Annotated in this window: 22 protein-coding genes; 11 read left to right on the top strand and 11 right to left on the bottom strand. The window is 59.6% G+C overall.

Annotated features, from left to right (window positions below):
• The first annotated feature begins 398 nt into the window (after positions 1-398).
• Together JQF37_RS31415 and JQF37_RS15605 are read left to right on the top strand one after the other, a co-directional pair.
• Positions 399-722, top strand: coding sequence for a hypothetical protein (locus JQF37_RS31415; protein ID WP_239142523.1), 324 nt, complete (start codon positions 399-401; stop codon positions 720-722).
• A gap of 163 nt (positions 723-885) precedes the next feature.
• Positions 886-1,656, top strand: a complete 771-nt coding sequence (locus JQF37_RS15605) for an SDR family oxidoreductase (protein ID WP_090328573.1) — start codon at positions 886-888, stop codon at positions 1,654-1,656.
• 102 nt (positions 1,657-1,758) lie between these two features.
• On the opposite strand, the gene JQF37_RS15610 is transcribed toward JQF37_RS15605, so the two are convergent.
• From JQF37_RS15610 to JQF37_RS15640, 8 genes are all read right to left on the bottom strand, one after another.
• Complete coding sequence (locus JQF37_RS15610; protein WP_130206304.1) at positions 1,759-2,892, bottom strand: AGE family epimerase/isomerase; 1,134 nt, start codon at positions 2,890-2,892, stop codon at positions 1,759-1,761.
• A gap of 165 nt (positions 2,893-3,057) precedes the next feature.
• The gene (locus JQF37_RS15615) at positions 3,058-3,630 is read right to left on the bottom strand and encodes a HupE/UreJ family protein (RefSeq protein ID WP_130206306.1); all 573 of its coding nucleotides are present in this window, start codon (positions 3,628-3,630) and stop codon (positions 3,058-3,060) included.
• Between the two features lie 29 nt (positions 3,631-3,659).
• Positions 3,660-4,274 (bottom strand): urease accessory protein UreG, encoded by a 615-nt coding sequence (ureG, locus tag JQF37_RS15620; RefSeq protein ID WP_047536839.1) that lies wholly within the window; start codon positions 4,272-4,274, stop codon positions 3,660-3,662.
• A 23-nt stretch (positions 4,275-4,297) separates the two neighbouring features.
• The gene (locus tag JQF37_RS15625) at positions 4,298-4,972 is read right to left on the bottom strand and encodes an urease accessory protein UreF (RefSeq protein WP_130206308.1); all 675 of its coding nucleotides are present in this window, start codon (positions 4,970-4,972) and stop codon (positions 4,298-4,300) included.
• Entirely contained in the window at positions 4,969-5,469 is a 501-nt protein-coding gene (gene ureE, locus JQF37_RS15630; protein ID WP_130206310.1) for an urease accessory protein UreE, read from the bottom strand. Before ureE ends, JQF37_RS15625 begins: the two co-directional genes overlap by 4 nt.
• A gap of 201 nt (positions 5,470-5,670) precedes the next feature.
• The gene (locus tag JQF37_RS15635) at positions 5,671-6,303 is read right to left on the bottom strand and encodes a TetR family transcriptional regulator (protein ID WP_130206312.1); all 633 of its coding nucleotides are present in this window, start codon (positions 6,301-6,303) and stop codon (positions 5,671-5,673) included.
• Positions 6,304-6,340: 37 nt separating this feature from the next.
• A complete protein-coding gene (locus JQF37_RS31720) occupies positions 6,341-6,469 on the bottom strand; it encodes a hypothetical protein (protein ID WP_262984241.1) in 129 nt (42 codons plus the stop codon).
• Between the two features lie 4 nt (positions 6,470-6,473).
• The gene (locus JQF37_RS15640) at positions 6,474-6,890 is read right to left on the bottom strand and encodes a hypothetical protein (RefSeq protein WP_130206314.1); all 417 of its coding nucleotides are present in this window, start codon (positions 6,888-6,890) and stop codon (positions 6,474-6,476) included.
• 377 nt (positions 6,891-7,267) lie between these two features.
• Between JQF37_RS15640 and JQF37_RS15645 the strand changes: the two genes are divergently transcribed.
• The 3 genes from JQF37_RS15645 to JQF37_RS15655 all read left to right on the top strand — a co-directional run bounded on the left by JQF37_RS15645 (position 7,268) and on the right by JQF37_RS15655 (position 11,109).
• Entirely contained in the window at positions 7,268-9,343 is a 2,076-nt protein-coding gene (locus JQF37_RS15645) for an AsmA family protein (protein ID WP_130206316.1), read from the top strand.
• Between the two features lie 232 nt (positions 9,344-9,575).
• On the top strand, positions 9,576-10,352 hold the full coding sequence (locus JQF37_RS15650; protein WP_130206318.1) for a hypothetical protein: 777 nt from the start codon (positions 9,576-9,578) through the stop codon (positions 10,350-10,352).
• Positions 10,353-10,410: 58 nt separating this feature from the next.
• Positions 10,411-11,109 (top strand): hypothetical protein, encoded by a 699-nt coding sequence (locus tag JQF37_RS15655; RefSeq protein WP_130206320.1) that lies wholly within the window; start codon positions 10,411-10,413, stop codon positions 11,107-11,109.
• Positions 11,110-11,185: 76 nt separating this feature from the next.
• On the opposite strand, the gene JQF37_RS15660 is transcribed toward JQF37_RS15655, so the two are convergent.
• A complete protein-coding gene (locus tag JQF37_RS15660; RefSeq protein WP_189340370.1) occupies positions 11,186-12,100 on the bottom strand; it encodes a LysR substrate-binding domain-containing protein in 915 nt (304 codons plus the stop codon).
• Positions 12,101-12,210: 110 nt separating this feature from the next.
• Between JQF37_RS15660 and JQF37_RS15665 the strand changes: the two genes are divergently transcribed.
• From JQF37_RS15665 to JQF37_RS15675, 3 genes are all read left to right on the top strand, one after another.
• On the top strand, positions 12,211-12,849 hold the full coding sequence (locus tag JQF37_RS15665; protein ID WP_130206324.1) for an NAD(P)H-dependent oxidoreductase: 639 nt from the start codon (positions 12,211-12,213) through the stop codon (positions 12,847-12,849).
• On the top strand, positions 12,850-13,155 hold the full coding sequence (locus JQF37_RS15670; protein ID WP_130206326.1) for a multidrug efflux SMR transporter: 306 nt from the start codon (positions 12,850-12,852) through the stop codon (positions 13,153-13,155).
• Positions 13,156-13,263: 108 nt separating this feature from the next.
• Positions 13,264-14,154, top strand: a complete 891-nt coding sequence (locus tag JQF37_RS15675; RefSeq protein ID WP_130206328.1) for a triacylglycerol lipase — start codon at positions 13,264-13,266, stop codon at positions 14,152-14,154.
• Positions 14,155-14,228: 74 nt separating this feature from the next.
• Here JQF37_RS15675 and JQF37_RS15680 read toward each other — a convergent pair whose 3' ends face one another.
• A complete protein-coding gene (locus tag JQF37_RS15680; protein WP_130206330.1) occupies positions 14,229-15,116 on the bottom strand; it encodes a DMT family transporter in 888 nt (295 codons plus the stop codon).
• A gap of 97 nt (positions 15,117-15,213) precedes the next feature.
• On the opposite strand from JQF37_RS15680, the gene JQF37_RS15685 reads away from it, so the two are divergent.
• The 3 genes from JQF37_RS15685 (at position 15,214) to JQF37_RS15695 (ending at position 17,670) form a co-directional block, all read left to right on the top strand.
• On the top strand, positions 15,214-15,996 hold the full coding sequence (locus JQF37_RS15685) for a helix-turn-helix transcriptional regulator (protein ID WP_130206332.1): 783 nt from the start codon (positions 15,214-15,216) through the stop codon (positions 15,994-15,996).
• Positions 15,997-16,104: 108 nt separating this feature from the next.
• Positions 16,105-16,419, top strand: a complete 315-nt coding sequence (locus tag JQF37_RS15690) for a PsiF family protein (RefSeq protein WP_130206334.1) — start codon at positions 16,105-16,107, stop codon at positions 16,417-16,419.
• Positions 16,420-16,656: 237 nt separating this feature from the next.
• Complete coding sequence (locus JQF37_RS15695; protein ID WP_047536867.1) at positions 16,657-17,670, top strand: AI-2E family transporter; 1,014 nt, start codon at positions 16,657-16,659, stop codon at positions 17,668-17,670.
• Positions 17,671-17,800: 130 nt separating this feature from the next.
• On the opposite strand, the gene JQF37_RS15700 is transcribed toward JQF37_RS15695, so the two are convergent.
• Complete coding sequence (locus JQF37_RS15700; RefSeq protein WP_130206336.1) at positions 17,801-19,075, bottom strand: Hsp70 family protein; 1,275 nt, start codon at positions 19,073-19,075, stop codon at positions 17,801-17,803.
• Between the last annotated feature and the right edge of the window lie 99 nt (positions 19,076-19,174).

Consider the following 19,174-nt stretch of genomic DNA (forward strand, 5'->3'; position numbering starts at 1 on the left):
TGGCGTACGGTTACCGGGATAGCGAATTCTTTTTCATGAAGATCAAGAGCGTCTTTCCCGGTAATCCGTGAAGAACCTTTTTTACACCTCCAGTTCGCCCCAATCCCTTGTAGGAGCGAGCTTGCTCGCGAAGGTCTTCAGGACTGCGCGTTTATTCAGAATATTCGCGTTTTCGTTGACGTCCATCGCGAGCAGGCTCGCTCCCACAGGGTTTTGTGGCGGCCTCGATGAAATTGTGGAAAACAAAATTCCCAAGCTCTGAAAGCGCGACATAAAGCCGCTGCAAATAACTGTTTTGTCACGGTTTTGACTTGTCCCCGTTTGCTGTGGAGCTGGCTGTGAATAACGTGGGAGTAGCTGGCTGAACGCCTTTGAATTCGAGGCCTGCAGGCGTGTGGTTGTTTTTTGATCAGGCGTTTTTGCGCAGCGATGAGACCGCTTTGTCAACCTTTTTATTGGCGTCGAAAACCGCTCGAAAAGGCGTGGACAAGCCTGTGGATAAGTCTGTGACTAAACTCTGGAAAGACCCGGATAAAGGCCGTGGTTACAGGCTTGGCGCCATCATCGACTTGACCGCCCGGTCGGGTTGTTTGCCCTTTGGTGCACAGCAGACCAATGAGGGTCAAGTAAAAAAATTTCAAAATCCGTCGCAAAGCCTTGTGGATAGCGGCTTTCAGCTTTTTCCACTTGCCCCCAAAGACTGTGGACCCACCTGTGGATAACATGCGCGCACCTGTCTGCAGGCCACGCTGGTCAAGGGGTTGCAAGGTTTGATCGTTTTTTGTACAGCTTGGGTGGTGGTTGCCGCTGTGGACAAGGCCGGGCATGCTGCCTGCTGATTTTCTATTCCAATGGCTGTCGATCAGCCGAAGCAAGGAGAACACGATGTCCAACACCCTGTTTATTACCGGCGCGACTTCCGGTTTTGGTGAAGCCTGTGCCCGTCGTTTTGCCGAGGCCGGCTGGAAACTGGTGCTGACCGGTCGTCGTGAAGAACGCCTCAACGCGCTGTGCGCCGAACTGTCGAAGCAGACAGAAGTTCATGGCCTGGTCCTCGATGTGCGTGACCGCAAGGCCATGGAAGAGGCTATTGCCAACCTGCCGCCGTCCTTCGCCAAGCTGCGCGGCCTGATCAACAACGCTGGCCTGGCCCTGGGCGTTGACCCGGCACCCAAGTGCGATCTGGATGATTGGGACACCATGGTCGACACCAACATCAAAGGCCTGATGTACAGCACCCGTCTGCTGCTGCCGCGCCTGATCGCCCACGGTCGTGGTGCCGGCATCGTCAACCTGGGTTCCATCGCCGGCAACTACCCGTACCCGGGCAGCCACGTGTATGGCGCGAGCAAGGCGTTCGTCAAACAGTTCTCCCTGAACCTGCGCTGCGATCTGCAAGGCACGGGCGTGCGGGTCAGCAACATCGAACCTGGCCTGTGCGAGAGCGAGTTCTCGCTGGTGCGTTTTGCCGGTGATCAGGAGCGTTACAACGCCACTTACGCCGGTGCCGATCCGATCCAGCCGCAAGACATTGCCGACACCATTTTCTGGGTCCTCAATGCGCCGGCCCATATCAACATCAACAGCCTGGAGCTGATGCCCGTGAGCCAGACCTGGGCCGGGTTTGCCATTGATCGCAGTGGTGGCAAGGCTTAAGACCGCATCGCGGCCAATCGCGAGCAGGCTCGCTCCCACAATGGATCTGCATGCACAGGACCTGGTGTGGGAGCGAGCCTGCTCGCGAAAGCGCTTGAACAGTCAGCGCAGATATTCAGCCAACCCGCGATAACAGGTCGCCAAGTGATAAGGCGTGGTCGACGGCATGTCCCGACGGCTCACTTGTCCCTGCTCGTCACGGCACTCGTACCAGCCTCGCGAGTGCAGCGAATGCTGTTGCAGCGCCTGCAACTGGCGCAGCACCGCGGGCTCGCTGTGCGGACGCAGGGTCAACGCGCGCAGGTATTCGGCCTGGGCCCAGATGCGCTGTGTGGCGTCCCGAGAGCCGCCGTCCGGTCCGAAGTCGAGCATGGCCCGCACCGCACCGGTCTGGTGATCGACCCCCAGTTGCTCGGTGAAGGCAAAGGCGCGTTCCAGGGACGCATGCAGTGTCGAGCCGCGTAGCAGCGGCGATGACTCCAGCAGGAAATACCATTCGAACTGGTGCCCCGGTTCAAACCAGTTATCCACAGACCCCAGCGGTTTTTCCATCAACACCCCATGTTGCGGGTCGATGAAGCGCTTCTGCATGGCTGTGCATAACTCGAGGAGTGCCCGTTGCACGGCGCGGTCTTCGCGGACTGCCAGGGTGGCGAGAAAGGCTTCCGCCAGGTGCATCAACGGGTTTTGCAGCGGCCCGCTGCCCAGGGACGACCAGTTGCGGTCGAGGCTGGCTTCGTAGAGGCCATCACCCGTGGCGAATCGCCGGGCGATCACTTCCAGCGCGGCGTTGAGCACCGACTCCACCAGCGGCTCGCGGACTTTGTCCCAGTAATGGGCGCAAGCGAAGAGGATGAAGGCGTGGGTGTAGAGGTCTTTGCGCTGATCCAGCGGCGCGCCGTGCGGGTCGATGCTGTAGAACCAGCCGCCATGCTCGGCGTCGTGAAAATGCCGCTGCAAAGAGCGGAACAGGGCTGCCGCGCGTTCTTCGGCGGCCGGCACCTGGCCGATCAGGCTGGCAAACAGGTACAGCTGTCGCGCACAGGCCATGGCCCGGTAGCGCTGAGGGGGCAGGGGCTGATGCTCGGCGTCCAGCGCCTCATAGGGCAGCGCCATGTCGGCATTCCAGCCGGGGCCTTGCCAGAGGGGCACGATCACGTCCTGAAAGTGCTGTTGCACCGAGGAAAACAGGGCGGTCAGTTCAGGCTGGGAGGCGGAGCGGGAAACATGCGGCATTGGCTGGCGTCGTCACGGCTGGGGCGATTGCGCGACATGTTAGCAGGCCTGAGCGGTGTGTTGTCTGTCAGGCCGCTTTCGCGAGCAGGCTCGCTCCCACAGGGGTAGGCATTTCATTGTGGGAACGAGCCAGCCCGCGAAGAGGTCATCACAGGCTATGGAGAATCAACCTGCCAGCAACCACGCCCCCGTCGCCGCCGAAGCCGCACCCGCCAGTCGAACCAACGGCGCTGCCGCCCGTGGCAGTACGCGCACCACGGCATAACCCGCCGCATGCAGCGCAGCTGTCGCCACTACAAAACCGGCGGCGTACGTCCAGGGGCTCGACATGTCCGGCAGTTCCAGGCCATGGGCCACGCCATGGAACAGCGCGAACAAGGCTGTTGCAGCCACCGCCATGCTCAACGGCGGACGCACCGCCAGCGCGACGGCCAGGCCCAGCGCCAGCACGGACGCGGCAATCCCGCTTTCCAGCGCCGGCAGGTTCAGCCCTTCAAAGCCCAGCAGCCCGCCCATCAGCAGGGTGCCGACGAAAGTGCACGGCAGCACCCAGCGCGCGGCGCCTTGTTGCTGCGCCGCCCAGAGGCCGACGGCCAGCATCGCCAGCAAGTGATCGAGGCCGCCGAGCGGGTGGCTGATGCCGGCGATCAAGCCGTTGTCGCCGTGCCCGGGGTGGGCGAAGGCGATGGCCGGGGTCAGCAGCAGTGCCAGGGTGCCGAGGATGCGTTTGAGTGTCATGGATAAGCTTCCTTGTTGATAAGTGATGATCAGGCTGCCGTCAGCAGGCCCTGGCGCTCAATGAAGGCGATGATCTCTTCCAGGCCCTGGCCGGTTTTCTGGTTGCTGAAAACGAAAGGCTTGCCGTTGCGCATGCGCGTGGTGTCGCTGTCCATCAAGGTCAGCGATGCCCCCACCAGCGGTGCGAGGTCGATTTTGTTGATCACCAGCAGGTCGGATTTGCAGATCCCCGGCCCGCCCTTGCGCGGCAGCTTGTCGCCGGCCGACACGTCGATCACGTAGATGGTCAGGTCCGACAGTTCCGGACTGAAGGTGGCCGACAGGTTGTCGCCGCCGGACTCCACCAGAATCAGGTCCAGGCCTGGAAAGCGCCGGTTGAGTTGATCCACGGCCTCAAGGTTGATCGAGGCATCTTCGCGAATCGCCGTGTGCGGGCAGCCGCCGGTTTCCACGCCAATGATGCGTTCCGGCGCGAGCGCTTCATTGCGCACCAGAAAGTCGGCGTCTTCGCGGGTGTAGATGTCGTTGGTGACCACCGCCAGGTTGTAGCGGTCGCGAAGGGCCAGGCACAGGGCCAGGGTCAAGGCGGTTTTGCCGGAACCGACCGGGCCGCCGATGCCGACGCGCAGAGGTTGTGTGTTCATGTGACTCTCCAGAATAAAAGGTCCTAGGAACGGAACAGACGGCTGTACTGGCGCTCGTGGGCCATGCACGCCAGGGACAGGCCGAAAGCGGCGCTGCCATAGTGTTCGGGGTTGATTCGCGTAGCGTCCTGCTGGGCTTGCTGCAACAGCGGCAGCAATTCGCTGGTCAGGCGCTGAGCGGCTTGCTGGCCCAGCGGCAGGGTTTTCATCAGCACCGCCAGTTGGTTTTCCAGCCAGCTCCAGAGCCAGGCGGCCAGCGCGTCCTGCGGACTGATCTGCCAGGCCCGAGCGGCCAGCGCCCAGCCCAGGGCCAGGTGCGGTTCGGCGCGTTGTTCGAGGAAGGTGCGAGCCGGTGCATCGAGTTCGGGCAAGCCATTGAGCAGTTGTTGCAGGGAGTAGCCCATTTGCCGGCTTTCCTGATGCAGCTCGCGGGTTTCCCGACTGGCGCGGTGTTCTTCGCAGCGTTGCAGCAGTTCGCTCCAGTTGTCCTCGGCCGCCGCCATGCAATGGGCCAGTAACAGCGGGGCCTCGAAGCGGGCCAGGTTCAACAGCAACTGATCGCTGATCCAGCGCCGAGCGCTGGCAGGGTCATGAACGCGACCGTTCTCCACGGCCATTTCCAGGCCTTGGGAATAGCTGTAGCCGCCAATCGGCAATTGCGGACTGGCCAGACGCAGCAGCGCCCAGGCCGGGTTCATGGGCGTACGCCGAACTGGTGCATTTTGGGCGGGTAGTTGAAGTCTTCATCGCCGTGGCGCGAATGGTGATGGCCTCCGCCGTAAGCCCCGTGTTCCGGCTGGAACGGCGCTTCGATGTGCTCGGTGGTGGCGCCGAGTTGTTCGAGCATGGCCTTGAGCACGTAGTCATCGAGCAGGCGCAACCAGCCGTCGCCGACCTGCAAGGCGACGTGACGGTTGCCCAGGTGATAGGCGGCGCGGGTCAGTTCGAAGGCATTGGCGCAGGTGACGTGCAGCAGTTGTTCGGGGCGGGCGCAAACGCGGACGATGCGCCCGTCTTCGGCCTGCAGGCATTCGCTGTCATAAAGAGGCGACTGACCGCGTTCCAAAAACAAACCGACGTCTTCGCCCTCGGCACTGAAACAGCGCAGCCGGCTTTTGCTCCGGGCTTCGAAGGTCAGGTGCAACTCGGCGGCCCAGACGGGTTGAGGGTCGATTCTGCGGTGAATCACCAGCATCGGAAAGCTTCCAGCAATGGACAATGCTCAGGCTAGAGCAAGGGGCTTGCCAATCGACGCCAATTGTAGGAAATGCCTGTGGGAAAGGTAGGGCGAGGTCAGTCTTGGTGCAGGTTTTGGCTGATTTTGGTGCGTTGTTTTTTTAAGTGCACCGATTTAATGCGCGACGATTTGCTGAGGGAGCGGACCTGCTCGACAGGCTTATTCGGTGCTGCCGAGCCCTTGCCAGTGCTTCAAGCCAATAAAGATGAACCGCAGTTGCTGGGTAATCTTGGCCTGAGGGGTCAGGTGTGCAGGCAGCGCCTCGAGAGGCGGGTCGATAATGTCTGGCAACGTGGCGAACACGCTTTTGACGATCAGGTCCGCCATAACGCTCAGGCCGGCGATGTCCAGGTGTTGCAGCTTCGGCATCAACGACAGGTCGGCGGCCAGGTCCGAGCTGATGTCCTCGCGAAGGCGACCGATGGCCTGGCGCACCGGCAGCGAGCCGCCGTACTGCTCGCGGGCGAGAAACAGAAATTGCGAGTGGTTGGCACTGACGACATCGAGAAAGATCCGCACCGAGGCGTCGATGATGCCGCCCATGACAAACTCGTTGTGCCGCACCAGGCGGATGGTTTCACGGAAGGTCTGACCGACTTCGCTGACCAGCACCAGACCCAGTTCGTCCATGTCGGCGAAGTGCCGGTAAAAACCCGTGGGCACAATCCCGGCGGTTTTCGCCACTTCGCGCAGGCTCAAACTGCCGAATCCTCGGCCGCCTTCCATCAAATGGCGAGCAGCGTCCATGAGGGCAATGCGGGTTTGTTGCTTCTGTTCGGCGCGGGGCAGCATCGCAAGGGCGTTTTCTGGAGAAGGAGAGCGGCGCACTCTAGCAAATAGGCTTTGCTGGCGTCGAACGACGAGAGGAGATCAACTGCACGGAGGTGATTTCGATCAGGTGAATCGCCAGAAAATCAAAAGCCCAATCGAGTGATTGGGCTTTTTTCATGGCCGCCATGGGCTTAGCTCATAGCGCTGTTGCGTTCGATCACACGATCACCACCACCTTCGGCCAGGGTTTGACCAGGAGTGCGGTCAGAACCGTCAGCAGCCAGGGTTTGGCCTGGGGTACGGTCAGAACCATCGGCAGCCAGGGTTTGGCCTGGGGTACGGTCGGAACCGTCGGCAGCCACAGTTTGGCCCTGAGGGGTCTTGTCGTATCCATCTTCGGTGATCAGACCTTTTTCTTTCAGGCGATCGTTACCGCCTTCGGCCAGGGTTTGACCAGGAGTGCGGTCCGAACCGTCAGCGGCGAGGGTGTGGCTGAACACCGAGTGGCTGTCTTTCACTTGTGGAGTGGCTTGGTCGGCGGCCGGCAGTGCGAATGCAGTGCTGGCCAACATAGAGAGTGTCAGGCTAAGCAGAAGTTGGCGTTTCATGTTCGGGTGCTCCGTAGGAGGGCGATAAATTGGGTACGAGGGCAATGCTACTCTCGATAAGTCGATATAAAAGTTCATAAACGCAATGGTAATAATCAACGGAATTGATTGTTCCCTGCAGCCCTTGTAAAACGGGCCTTTGCGGTGCACCGAGGTGGGTATTTTCGACTCACTGGCGCCACGCAAAAGTGCGGGGGAGGTAACGCTGGGGGGCGCAAGAGCGCTGCGTTCGGTGGGGCGATTGCGGCAAAATCGGCTTTTCGATTAAACCTGCGGGCGGTTTTTCAGTCGTAGATTCCATAGCGGGCCGGTTCTGGCCCCGCGTTTCTCATGTGCGTCGCGGTCGGGGCGCTCAGTCGTATCAGGAGCCCTGTGCAATGACGCGCACTCGTAAAATTCTCGCCTGGAGCATCGTCAGCCTGGTTGTTCTGCTGGCGGCCCTGGTTCTGATCATCGTGTTCTTCGATTGGAACCGGATCAAACCACCCCTCAATGCCAAAGTCTCTGAAGAACTGCACCGTCCGTTCGCCATCAACGGCAACCTGGCGGTGGTCTGGCGGCGTGAACTCGATGAGGGCGGCTGGAGGGCGTGGGTGCCCTGGCCGCATGTGGTGGCCGAGGACCTGAGCCTGGGCAACCCGGACTGGTCGAAAACGCCGCAGATGGCCAGTCTCAAGCGTGTTGAACTGCGCATCTCGCCCCTGGCCCTGCTGGCGCAGCGCGTGGTGATCCCGCGCATTGACCTCACTGAGCCCAATGCCGAGTTGCAACGCCTGGCTGACGGTCGCGCCAACTGGACCTTCAAGTTCGACCCCAAGGACCCGAATGCCCAACCGTCTCCGTGGGTGGTGGATATCGGCGCGATCGGCTTCGACAAGGGGCACGTCACCCTGGATGACCAGAGCCTGAAGACCCAACTCGACCTGCTGATCGACCCGCTGGGCAAACCGATTCCCTTCAGCGAGATCGTTGGCGACAAAGCCGCGAAAACCGCGCTAGAAAAGGGCGGCGCCCCCCAGGACTACGCCTTCGCCTTGAAGGTCAAAGGCCAATACCACGGGCAGAAACTCGCGGGTCAGGGCAAGATCGGCGGCTTGCTGGCCTTGCAGGATGCCGCCAGACCGTTTCCGCTGCAGGCACAGGCAACGATTGCCGACACCAGCATCGAACTGGCCGGCACCCTGACCGATCCGCTGAATCTTGGCGCCCTGGATCTGCGTCTGAAACTGGCCGGCACCAGTCTGGGCAATCTCTACCCGCTGACCGGCGTGACCCTGCCGGACACACCGCCTTACGCCACCGACGGTCACTTGATCGCCAAGCTGCACGAGCCGACTGGCGCGGTGTTCCGCTATGAGGACTTCAACGGCAAGATCGGCGCCAGCGACATCCACGGCAGTCTGGCTTACGTCGCCAGCCAGCCTCGACCGAAACTCAGCGGCTCGCTGCTTTCCAATCAACTGCTGTTTGCCGACCTCGCCCCATTGATCGGCGCCGACTCCAACGCCAAGCAAAAGGCCCGGGGTGGTGAGAGCAAGCAACCGGCAGACAAAGTGTTGCCGGTCGAAGCATTCAAGACCGAGCGCTGGCGCGATATGGACGCGGATGTCGAATTCACCGGCAAGCGCATCGTCCACAGCGAAAAACTGCCGTTCAACGATCTTTATACGCACCTGGTGCTCACCGATGGCGTCCTCAGCCTCGAGCCGCTGCGATTCGGCGTGGCGGGCGGCAAACTGGATGCGCAGATTCGCCTGAACGGTCAGACCGAGCCGCTGGAAGGCAAGGCCAAACTCACGGCCCGGGGGTTCAAGCTCAAACAGTTGTTCCCGACCTTCGAACCGATGAAAACCAGTTTCGGTGAACTCAATGGTGATGCCGACATCACCGGTCGCGGCAACTCGGTGGCCAAGTTGCTGGGCAGCGCCAACGGCAATCTGAAGATGCTGATCAATGACGGTGCCATCAGTCGCGAATTGATGGAGCTGGCCGGGTTGAACGTCGGTAATTACGTGGTCGGTCGGATCTTTGGCGACAAGGAGGTGAAGATCAACTGCGCGGCCGCCGACTTCGACATCAAGACCGGCTTGGCCACCACGCGGCTGTTCGTATTCGATACCGAGAACGCGATCATCTACATCGATGGCACGGCGAACATGGCAACCGAGCAACTGGACCTGACCATCACCCCGGAATCCAAGGGCTGGCGCTTGATTTCGTTGCGTTCGCCGCTGTACGTGCGGGGCAAGTTCATCAAGCCTGATGCCGGGGTGAAAGCCGTGCCGTTGATGTTGCGCGGTGCCGGGATGGTCGCATTGGGCGTGATCGCCGCGCCGGCGGCGGGCTTGCTGGCGCTGGTGGCGCCGAGTGGGGGCGAGCCGAATCAGTGTGCGCCGCTGCTGGAGCAGATGAAGTCGGGCAAGGCGCCAAAGGTGGTAAGAGGGACGAACTAGTGTTCGCCTCGTGAACTTGTTTTAGATATTAACAGTGTTGTGAATATTGCATTGTTGGTGGGTGCTTGTTTGGTTTTTAGAGTTTTTGTTTGTGAAAGCCAACTTTGATGATTTGGAAATAAGCTGTCATGCACCCGTTGTAGAAGTTATGGAAGATGGTTGCTAAGTTGGCGTTGTCAGTCAGGTGGCTGATTGAGAGCTTAATAACTATTTATAAGATATGGAAGTTGATATGAGTATTTTAGTGCCAAGTTATGAAGAGAGTCAGTTATTTTTTAGGGCTGCGCAGATAGCACCAATTGTCGAGGTGCCAAAAAGCCGCAGTTTGTCCGATGAAAAAGAAGGTGTCGCTCAGCAGGATCTGCTGGTGGGTAACGAAACGCCCTCCGTGATCGGTTTTGCAGATAACCTTGATGAAGATAAAAGGCAGGCAGCGGCGGACAGCATCCATTTTTCCGAGCGTTATGCAAATTTCAACTCGGACATCAAGGAGAGGCCCGTTGAATGGCATGCGAAATACAGTGAAAGCATGCGGCATTGTGGTTGGACGCTGACCAATAGCAAGTATGTGGACCATGTCAGCAAACAAGTCGATGTGACAATGGAGTCCATTGTCCTGGATATGATTGCAGCGGTTGCTGGCAGGAATGCAAATGCCATGTTGACGCTGTTGCAAGGGGCTTTCGATAAGATCAAGTCGGAAGAGTCATTAATTAATTTGTTTGATAGCAACAGCAAAAAAGGAAAAAATGCAGAGTTTCGGATTGTACCGTGCCTGCAATCATCCGAGGGTGCCGCGATAACAGCGTTCCTGGCTGTCGACTGTGAACTTCAGACACAACAAGGTGGTGCCTGGTTCTGGAAATGGAAACTGTCCAACTTGAAAATGAAAAAAGTGGCGACCATGGTGGAACTGAATATGCTTATGCACGAACGCAGGCGAGATTTCATCTATGAGGCGCTTGATAAGAGCTCTGAGGAGTTCTTTAGTGGTGTCAAACTTAAGTAAGAGTGTAGGGCCGGGTTGCTCAGGGAGCAACCCGCTTTGACTTTCCGGAGTTGTTGAAATGATCAAGGATGATATTTGTCTGGTGGCAGGTAATTTGCTTTTGGTTGCCGGTGGATTTTCGCAACGGTTGCGCGAGGATCTGCTTGACTCCGTACTTTTTTCTCAGTTGTATGCAGGTGCGAAAGTTGTGAAGTGGTCGGATGCCGAAAGCTGGTATACGGAATGCGCCACTGCGATGGAAAGGGTCAAATGGCAGCGTGCAGTCTATAAAAACAGCAGTTTTGAACCAAAAGATGATGCCGGGTTTTCAATACGGGACTCTGTTGTAAACCAGGTGCATTCTCTTTTTGGCAAAAATCTGGTCGAGAAGTTCGAGCAGTTAATCAACTGCATTGAGCATTCGTTCGTCGAGGAGGCGGCTGGCAGGGTATTGCGAGAGCATGCCGTGGCCACTGAAAAGACATCGGATGACGCTGATTTTTCGACTATTGCCCTGCAGATGGGGGTCTTGGGGCCAGGCCCTGTTCTTTATTCCGGGTTTGTATGCTTTAAAACTTCCGAAGAGGTTGAGGTCGACTTTTTGAATCAGTGTTTTTCCGGCACGCATATTGTGGGCGAAGTCAGTATCGACTTTGCGAAGCAACAGCTGGATCGGGCTGCTTTTGAAAGAAGTCGGATGCGGGAAAAAATAATCGCTCAACTCCCTGACTCAAGAGACGGTCTGATTCTTGAGCTCTGCCCAGGATGCATTGGTTGATCTGATTGGATCTGCACGGCGGTTCAAAGGGGCGTGGGCTTTACCTGGTTTTGTAGCCACTGCCCAAAGCGCGGACTCAACGCAAGGCATGGCCCGAAATCCGCGCCTCTTCCTCCAGCCACGCAAAAAACGCCCGCACCGGTGGATGCCGCTCGCGTCCCGGTACGCACAAGGCGCTATAACCAGCGCCATCCACTTGAACCTCCCCCCGATAAGGCACCAGCAACTCGCTGGCCACGCTCTCTGACACCAGGATATTGCTCGCCAGTACCAAACCTTGCCCGGTAATCGCCGCTTGCAGGGCGTAATGCTCTTCGTCGTATTCGCGCATGGCCGGCTGGCCGGCCAGCCAGGGTTCGCCAGACTGTGCGCACCAGGCTTCCCAGCCATGGGAATAGAGCCGGGAGTTGTGCCAGCGCACGCTGATCAGCGTCGGTGCGCGGTGGGAGGCCAACGCCACTTGTTCGGGTGAGCCATATACGCCGAATGACTCGTCGAACAGGCACAGCCCATACAGGTTCGGATAGTCGGCAAGGCTGTAACGCAGCACCAGATCGACGCTGGCGTCCTGATGCAAGTCGATGACTTCGCAATGGGTGTCCAGGCGCAGGTTGATGTTCGGGTGTCGCGCATAAAAGCGTCCCAGGCGCGGCACCAGCCACAGGGCGGCGAAGGCCGCGGTGGTGGATATCGTCAGGCTGCTGCCGCTGCGTTGCGGGCGTAGCGTATCGATGCTTTGCGCCACGTCCAGCAGTGCGCCGTGCAAGCTGTGGAACAGCCGTTCGCCGCATTCGGTCAGACGTACCTGCCGCGGCAGGCGTTCGAACAACGGCACGCCGAGCCAGGTTTCCAGCGAGCGGATCTGATGCGATACCGCTGTCGGCGTCACCGAGAGTTCCTCAGCGGCGGCCTTGAAGCTCAACAGGCGAGAGGCGGATTCAAAGGCCCGCAGGGCGGTCAGTGGTAATGAGGCGAACATCGCGTACTCCATGGATGAAATGGATTCATCCAGACTGATTTTTGCTCATTTGAAGCAGGACAGCTAAGAGCTTCAAGCTGAAAGCCATAAGCAGTTTGAGTTTAAACCTGGAGGATATTCAGATGAGTAAAACTCTTGCGATTCATGCCAGTCCCCGTGGCGAGCGTTCTCACTCCCGGCGCCTGGCCGAGGTTTTTCTATCGGCCTTGCAGGCGCGAAATCCACAATGGCACCTGACCCGCCGCGAAGTCGGGCGGGCGTTGATTCCTCCGGTCAGCGAAGCTTTCGTGGCCGCCGCGTTTTACCCCGAGCCCGAAGCGCGACCGTTGTCGATGCAGGCGGACCTGGCACTCAGCGATGAACTGGTCGGCGAATTGCTGGGCCACGATGTGCTGGTGATCTCCACGCCGATGCACAACTTCAGCGTGCCCAGCGGCTTGAAAGCCTGGATCGATCAGATCGTGCGCCTTGGCCTGACGTTCAATTACACGCTGGACAACGGCGTAGCTCAATACGAACCCCTGGTGCAGGGCAAAAAGGCGCTGATCATCACCAGTCGCGGCGGGTTCGGTTTTGGTCCGGACGGCGAGTTGGCCTCGATGAACCATGCCGATACCTTGCTGCGCACGGTGCTGGGTTTCATCGGTATCACCGACGTCACGGTGGTCGCCGCCGAAGGGGAAGAGTCCGAAGCACGCACTTTCGCGGTGTCCGCCGCCGAGGCTGAACGGCGTCTACTGGCGCTGGTCAGGGCGTTTTAGATGGCCTGGGTGTGTCTGCTGATCGCGGCCGGGTTTGAAGTGACCTTCGCCATGGGCATGAAATACGCCGAGGGCTTCACGCGGCTCTGGCCGTCGCTGGTGACCGTCGTGGCGGCGGTGGGCGGAATCTACTTCCTGACCCTGGCCATGCGCGAGTTGCCGGTGAGTATCGCCTACCCGATCTGGACCGCCATCGGATCACTGGGCACAGTGTTTCTCGGGTTTGCACTGTTGGGCGAAAGCCTGACTCTGATCAAAGTGCTGTCGGTCGGACTGATCGTCGCCGGGGTGCTGGGGCTGAAGTAGGCTGGATGGCATAAACTGTTGTATGAGTTGTCATCTTTGCTGGCGATGCTAGGCGAGTCTTTTACTTTGCGCCTTGCATCAGCTCACTGTTCATCAGGATGTCCGCCCATGTCGCAAGATTCTGCCCCGCGCTACCCGCTGGTGCTGGTCCCGGGAATGCTCGGGTTTGTCCGGTTGCTGCTTTATCCCTATTGGCACGGGATCATTTCCGCGCTGCGTCAGGGTGGGGCGGTGGTGATTGCGGTACAGGTCTCGCCGCTGCACTCCAGCGAAGTGCGCGGCGAGCAACTCCTGGCGCGGATCGACGAGATCCTGCGCGAAACGGGGGCCGAGAAGGTCAACCTGATCGGTCATAGCCAGGGCTCGCTGACCGCCCGATACGCCGCCGCCAAACGCCCCGACCGGGTGGCGTCAGTGACGTCGGTGGCCGGGCCGAATCACGGCTCGGAGCTGGCGGACTACCTGCACGAACACTATCCCCATGACAGCGTCAGAGGGCGGATGCTGAGTAGCCTGCTACGGTGGATCGCGGCGCTGATGAGCCTGCTCGAAACCGGCTATCGCGGGCCTAAGCTGCCGGTGGATATCCATGCGTCCCATCATTCACTCACCAGCGCAGGCGTGGCGTTGTTCAATCAACGTTATCCACAAGGCCTGCCCGAGTGTTGGGGCGGGCACGGACCGGAAGAGGTCAACGGCGTGCGTTATTACTCCTGGTCCGGGACCTTGCAACCGGGCAAGACCGACCGGGGACGCAATCCGCTTGATGGCACCCATCGCAGTTGCCGGTTGTTCGCCAAAACCTTCGTTCGCGAATCCGGGTATTGCGACGGGATGGTCGGGCGCTACAGCTCGCACCTTGGAAGGGTGATTGGCGATGAGTTTCCGCTGAACCATTTCGACATCGTCAATCAGCCCTGGGGGTGGGTGGGCAAGGAGGCCGAGCCGATCCGGCTGTTTGTCGAACATGCGGCCCGGCTGAACGCGGCAGGCCTTTAGACCGCGTTCTTGTTCATTGCGGGCCACATGGCGCGATCCCTGTGGGAGCGTGGTTTGCCCGCGATGAGGCCAGGTCAGGCAACGCTTGTCTTGCGGCCCAACACCGTGGTCCACCGCTCGGACAGAATCACCCCGCCCAAGGTCAACAATCCGCCCACCAGGTGATACAGCGCCAACTGCTCATGCAGTACCACCGCCGCAATCAGCGCGGTGATCAACGGCAGCAAATTGAAAAACAACGTGGTCCGGCTCGGTCCCAGGCGCACCACGGCCTGCATCCACGCCAGGGGGGCGACCATCGAGGCCAGCAGGCAGGCATACAGCACCAGCGGAATGTTCTGCAAAGTCGGTCCGACTTTCGGTGAGGCGAGAAACAGTGGAAACAGCACCACCACCGCGACCAGTACCTGCAAGTACAGCAACACCAAGGGCGGCAAGCGCAGCTGCCATTTTTTCAGCAGCGTGCTGTAGATCGCGTAGGCCAGGGTGGCGATCAGCATCATCCCATCGCCCAGGTTCACACCATGCTCGAGCAGTACACCCAGGCTGCCGGACGAGATCACCACCAACACCCCGGCAAACGACAGCACCGCACCGGCCAGTGCGCCCATGGTCAGGCGCTGGCCGAGGCTGATGATCGCCATGGCCAGTGACATCAAGGGCATCAACGACAGGATGATGCCCATGTTGGTGGCCGAGGTCAGGCCCGCGGCGAAGTAGGCCAGGCTTTGGTAAACCGCCATGCCGAGCACGCCGAGGACAAAGATCTTGCCCAGGTTCGGGCGGATCGCCGGCCAATGGGCGATCACCGGTTTGAGCATGAAGGGGGTGAACAGCAGTCCGGCCAGCAGCCAGCGGTAGAAGCCGATCTCGGCGGGGAAGATCGCCCCGGCCGACATTTTGGTGATCACGGTGTTGCCGGCCCAGATAAAGATGGCCAGCAGGGGATACGCGTATTGCATCAGGGAAAAACCAGAACGTTAATGAAAGGTGATTATCCCCTGTCTGGATACAAGCCTATACTTCGATCCAGACAACCCGCCCCTGATTCCGGACAGCATGAACCGAAAACACATCGACCTGCTGGATTTCAGCGAACTGCCTTCAGCGGTCTACTTCCGCTACGCCGACTTCGATACCCATGAATTCGCCGCGCCGCACCGTCACCCCTGGGGCACGCTGGAGTATGCGGCCCACGGGGTGCTTCACATGGACGTCGACGGCAGCCGTTTCATGTCGCCGCCGCAATATGCGGTGTGGGTGCCGCCGCAAATCGAGCACAGTTTCTATAGTCATCAGCCGATCAATTACCGCGCTGTTTGCCTGGCGCCGACGGTCTGTGCCGATCTGCCACAGCAGGGTTGCACGCTGGCCATCAGCGACATCCTCAAGGCGATCCTCAAGGACTTCGCGACCCGGGATGTGAAGATCCCCGAGCGGGAGGCCGACAAACGCCTGGCCCAGGTATTGGTAGACCAGTTGCAACAGGCGCCGGTGCATGAGTGCTACTTGCCCTACGCCAGCACGCCCGGGCTGCTGAGCATACTCGAAGCGCTGCAAGCCGAACCCGGGGATAACCGGCCACTGGCGGATTGGGCCGGGCAAATTCATGTCAGCGAACGCACCCTGGCGCGGCAGTTTATCCGCGAGCTGGGAATGAGTTTTGGTGAATGGCGCCAGCGTTTACGGTTTTTGTCCGCGATAGAGGCGCTGGACAGCCAGCGCAGCATTCAGGAAATCGCCTTTGATATGGGGTACAGCACCGGATCTGCATTCATTGCGATGTTCCAGCGCCAGGCCGGGTGTACGCCTGACTACTACCGGCGCAACAAGATGTTTTAACGAACTCATCGAGAGGGGGCGTTTATGTCTGGAGGAAGGTGTAACAAGGCTTGACTACACTCCTCGGGGAGGCTGCATCGTTCGATGCGGCGACAAGGAGAAAACTCCATGAAGATAGTGCGTGTCCCGTTGTTGATAATCGGTTTGCTGCTCTGTTCCCAGGGCTTCGCTGCCACTGAGCAACAGAACAAGATGACTACCTGCAATGCCGAAGCTACCGCTAAAAACCTCAAGGGCGATGAGCGCAAAGCCTTCATGAGCAATTGTCTGAAAGCCGCGCCAGCGGCCAACGATGCCGGCAAAGCCCTGACCCCTCAGCAAGAGAAGATGAAAACCTGCAACGCCGACGCCGACGCCACCGCCAAAGCCCTCAAGGGTGACGCGCGCAAGGCGTTCATGAGTGATTGCCTGAAGAAAAAATAAACATTCAGCTGACAGTGTGGGGGCGATGAGGGCCTCTTCGCGAGCAGGCTCGCTCCCACAATGGAACTGAGCACACAGGACAAAATGTGGGAGCGAGCCCGCTCGCGATGGGGCCGGTCAAGGCTCTGCAAAAAAAGCCAGAACTTCCCGACCAAGGCCGTCCCACACAATCTCTAGTGCTGCCACCGGATCGCTGGCAGACTGCCCATCCTTTTACGCCGTTCGTTTTGAGGCTGTATGCCAACGTTTTCTCAGCGTCAAGTGTTGCTGGTCATCAGCTGGGTCATCATTTTCGGCGGGCTGCTGCTGGTGATTCCGCTGCGGTTGCTGCCCAGCCTGCTGGCCGGGTTGCTGGTGTTTGAACTGGTCAACATGCTCACCCCGCAGCTGCAGCGGCTGATCGAAGGGCGGCGCGCGCGCTGGCTGGCCGTGGCGTTGCTGGGGACATTAGTGGTCAGTGTGCTGACGCTGATCTTCGCCGGCGCCATCAGTTTTCTGCTGCACGAGGCGGAAAACCCAGGCGCTTCCCTCGACAAATTCATGCACGTGGTCGACCGCGCTCGCGGACAGCTGCCGCCGTTCATCGACGCTTACCTGCCGGCCAGCGCCGCCGAGTTTCGCGTGGCCATTGGCGAGTGGATGAGCAAGCACCTCAGCGACTTGCAACTGGTGGGCAAAGACGCTGCGCACATGTTTGTGACGCTGCTGATCGGAATGGTGCTGGGCGCGATCATTGCCTTGCAGCGCGTTCCGGATCTGACCAAGCGCAAGCCATTGGCTGCGGCGCTGTTTGATCGCCTGCACCTGCTGGTCCAGGCGTTCCGCAACATCGTGTTCGCGCAGATCAAGATTTCCCTGCTCAATACATTCTTTACCGGGATTTTTCTGGCGGTGATCCTGCCGCTGTTCGGCATCAAGCTGCCGCTGACCAAAACCCTGATCGTGCTGACCTTCCTGCTGGGACTGTTGCCGGTGATCGGCAACCTGATGTCAAACACCCTGATCACCATCGTCGGCTTGTCGCTGTCGATCTGGGTGGCCGTGGCGGCGCTGGGTTATCTGATCTTTATCCACAAGCTCGAATACTTCCTCAACGCGCGCATCGTCGGCGGGCAGATCAGTGCCAAGTCGTGGGAGTTGCTGTTGGCGATGCTGGTGTTCGAGGCCGCGTTCGGCCTGCCGGGGGTGGTGGCAGGGCCGATTTATTACGCGTATCTGAAGAGCGAGCTGAAGCAGGTGGGGATGGTTTGATCGGGAAATGTATTGCCTGATCTGACGTCATCGCTGGCAAGCCAGCTCCCACAGATATGGCGTAGCCGCGAGAACGGCGCTGTACCTGTGGGAGCTGGCTTGCCAGCGATGGAGGCGACTCGGTGTCGGATCAGCCCATCGGGCCGTAGCGTTTTGCAGCCTCGATCGCCAGACCGCTGCCGATGCTGCCAAAGATGTTCCCTTCCACGTGCCGCGCATTCGGCAGCATCGCCGAAACGCTGTTGCGCAGGGCCGGAATTCCGCTCGAACCACCGGTGAAGAACACGGTGTCCACCTGATCGACCCGCACATCGGCGTCCGCCAGCAACCGGGTCACGCTGTCGCGCACGCGCTCGAGCAGGTTCTCGATGGCTGACTCGAACAGTGCACGGCTCAATTCCACGCTCAGGCCCGGTTCGATGCGGTCCAGGGCTACGTGGCGGCTGTCGGCATGGGTCAGCTGGATCTTGGTTTCTTCCACTTCCATGGCCAGCCAGTGTCCGGCACGTTGTTCGATCAACTTGAACAGGCGATCGATGCCACCGGTGTCTTCGATGTCATAACGCATGCTGCCCAGCGCCAGGGTCGACTTTTGCGAGTACACCGAGTTGATGGTGTGCCAGGTCGCCAGGTTCATGTGGTGGCTGGTGGGCATGTAGGCGCCGCTTTTCATCCGGCTGCCGTAGCCGAACAGAGGCATCAGGCCCTGCAGGCTCAGCTGCTTGTCGAAGTCGGTCCCGCCGATGTGCACGCCACCGGTGGCCAGGATGTCGTCGTGACGGTTGTCGTGGTTGCGACGTTCCGGGGACAGACGCACCAGGGAGAAGTCCGAAGTACCACCGCCGATGTCGACAATCAGCACCAACTCTTCTTTTTCGATGGTCGACTCATAGTCGAATGCTGCAGCGATCGGTTCGTACTGGAAGGACACGTCTTTGAAGCCGATGGCGCGGGCCACGTCCACCAGGGTGTTTTCCGCTTCCTGGTCGGCCATTTCATCGTCATCGACAAAGAACACCGGGCGACCCAGCACGACTTCTTCGAATTCCCGACCAGCGGCAGCCTCGGCACGCTTCTTCAGCTGCCCGATGAACAGCCCGAGCAGGTCCTTGAACGGCATCGCCGTGCCCAGCACGCTGGTGTCGTGCTTGATCAGCTTGGAACCCAGCAGGCTCTTGAGCGAGCGCATCAGGCGCCCCTCGTAGCCTTCCAGGTACTCGTGCAGCGCCAGCCGACCGTACACCGGGCGGCGTTCTTCCATGTTGAAGAAGACCACCGAAGGCAGGGTGATCTTGTCGTCCTCCAGCGCGATCAGCGTTTCCATGCCAGGGCGAAGCCAGCCGACGGTGGAGTTGGACGTGCCAAAGTCGATACCGCAGGCACGAGCTGGAGATGCGTTTTTCATGTCTTTCAAGTTCCGGTTAAAAAACGGCCGCGCAGTGTATGTCAGTGCGGCACAGAATCGAAGGCCGACCATCCGCTAAATCTGCCGATCAACCGCTTG

The sequence above is a fragment of the Pseudomonas sp. MIL9 genome (assembly GCF_016887925.1).
Lineage (GTDB): Bacteria > Pseudomonadota > Gammaproteobacteria > Pseudomonadales > Pseudomonadaceae > Aquipseudomonas > Aquipseudomonas mohnii.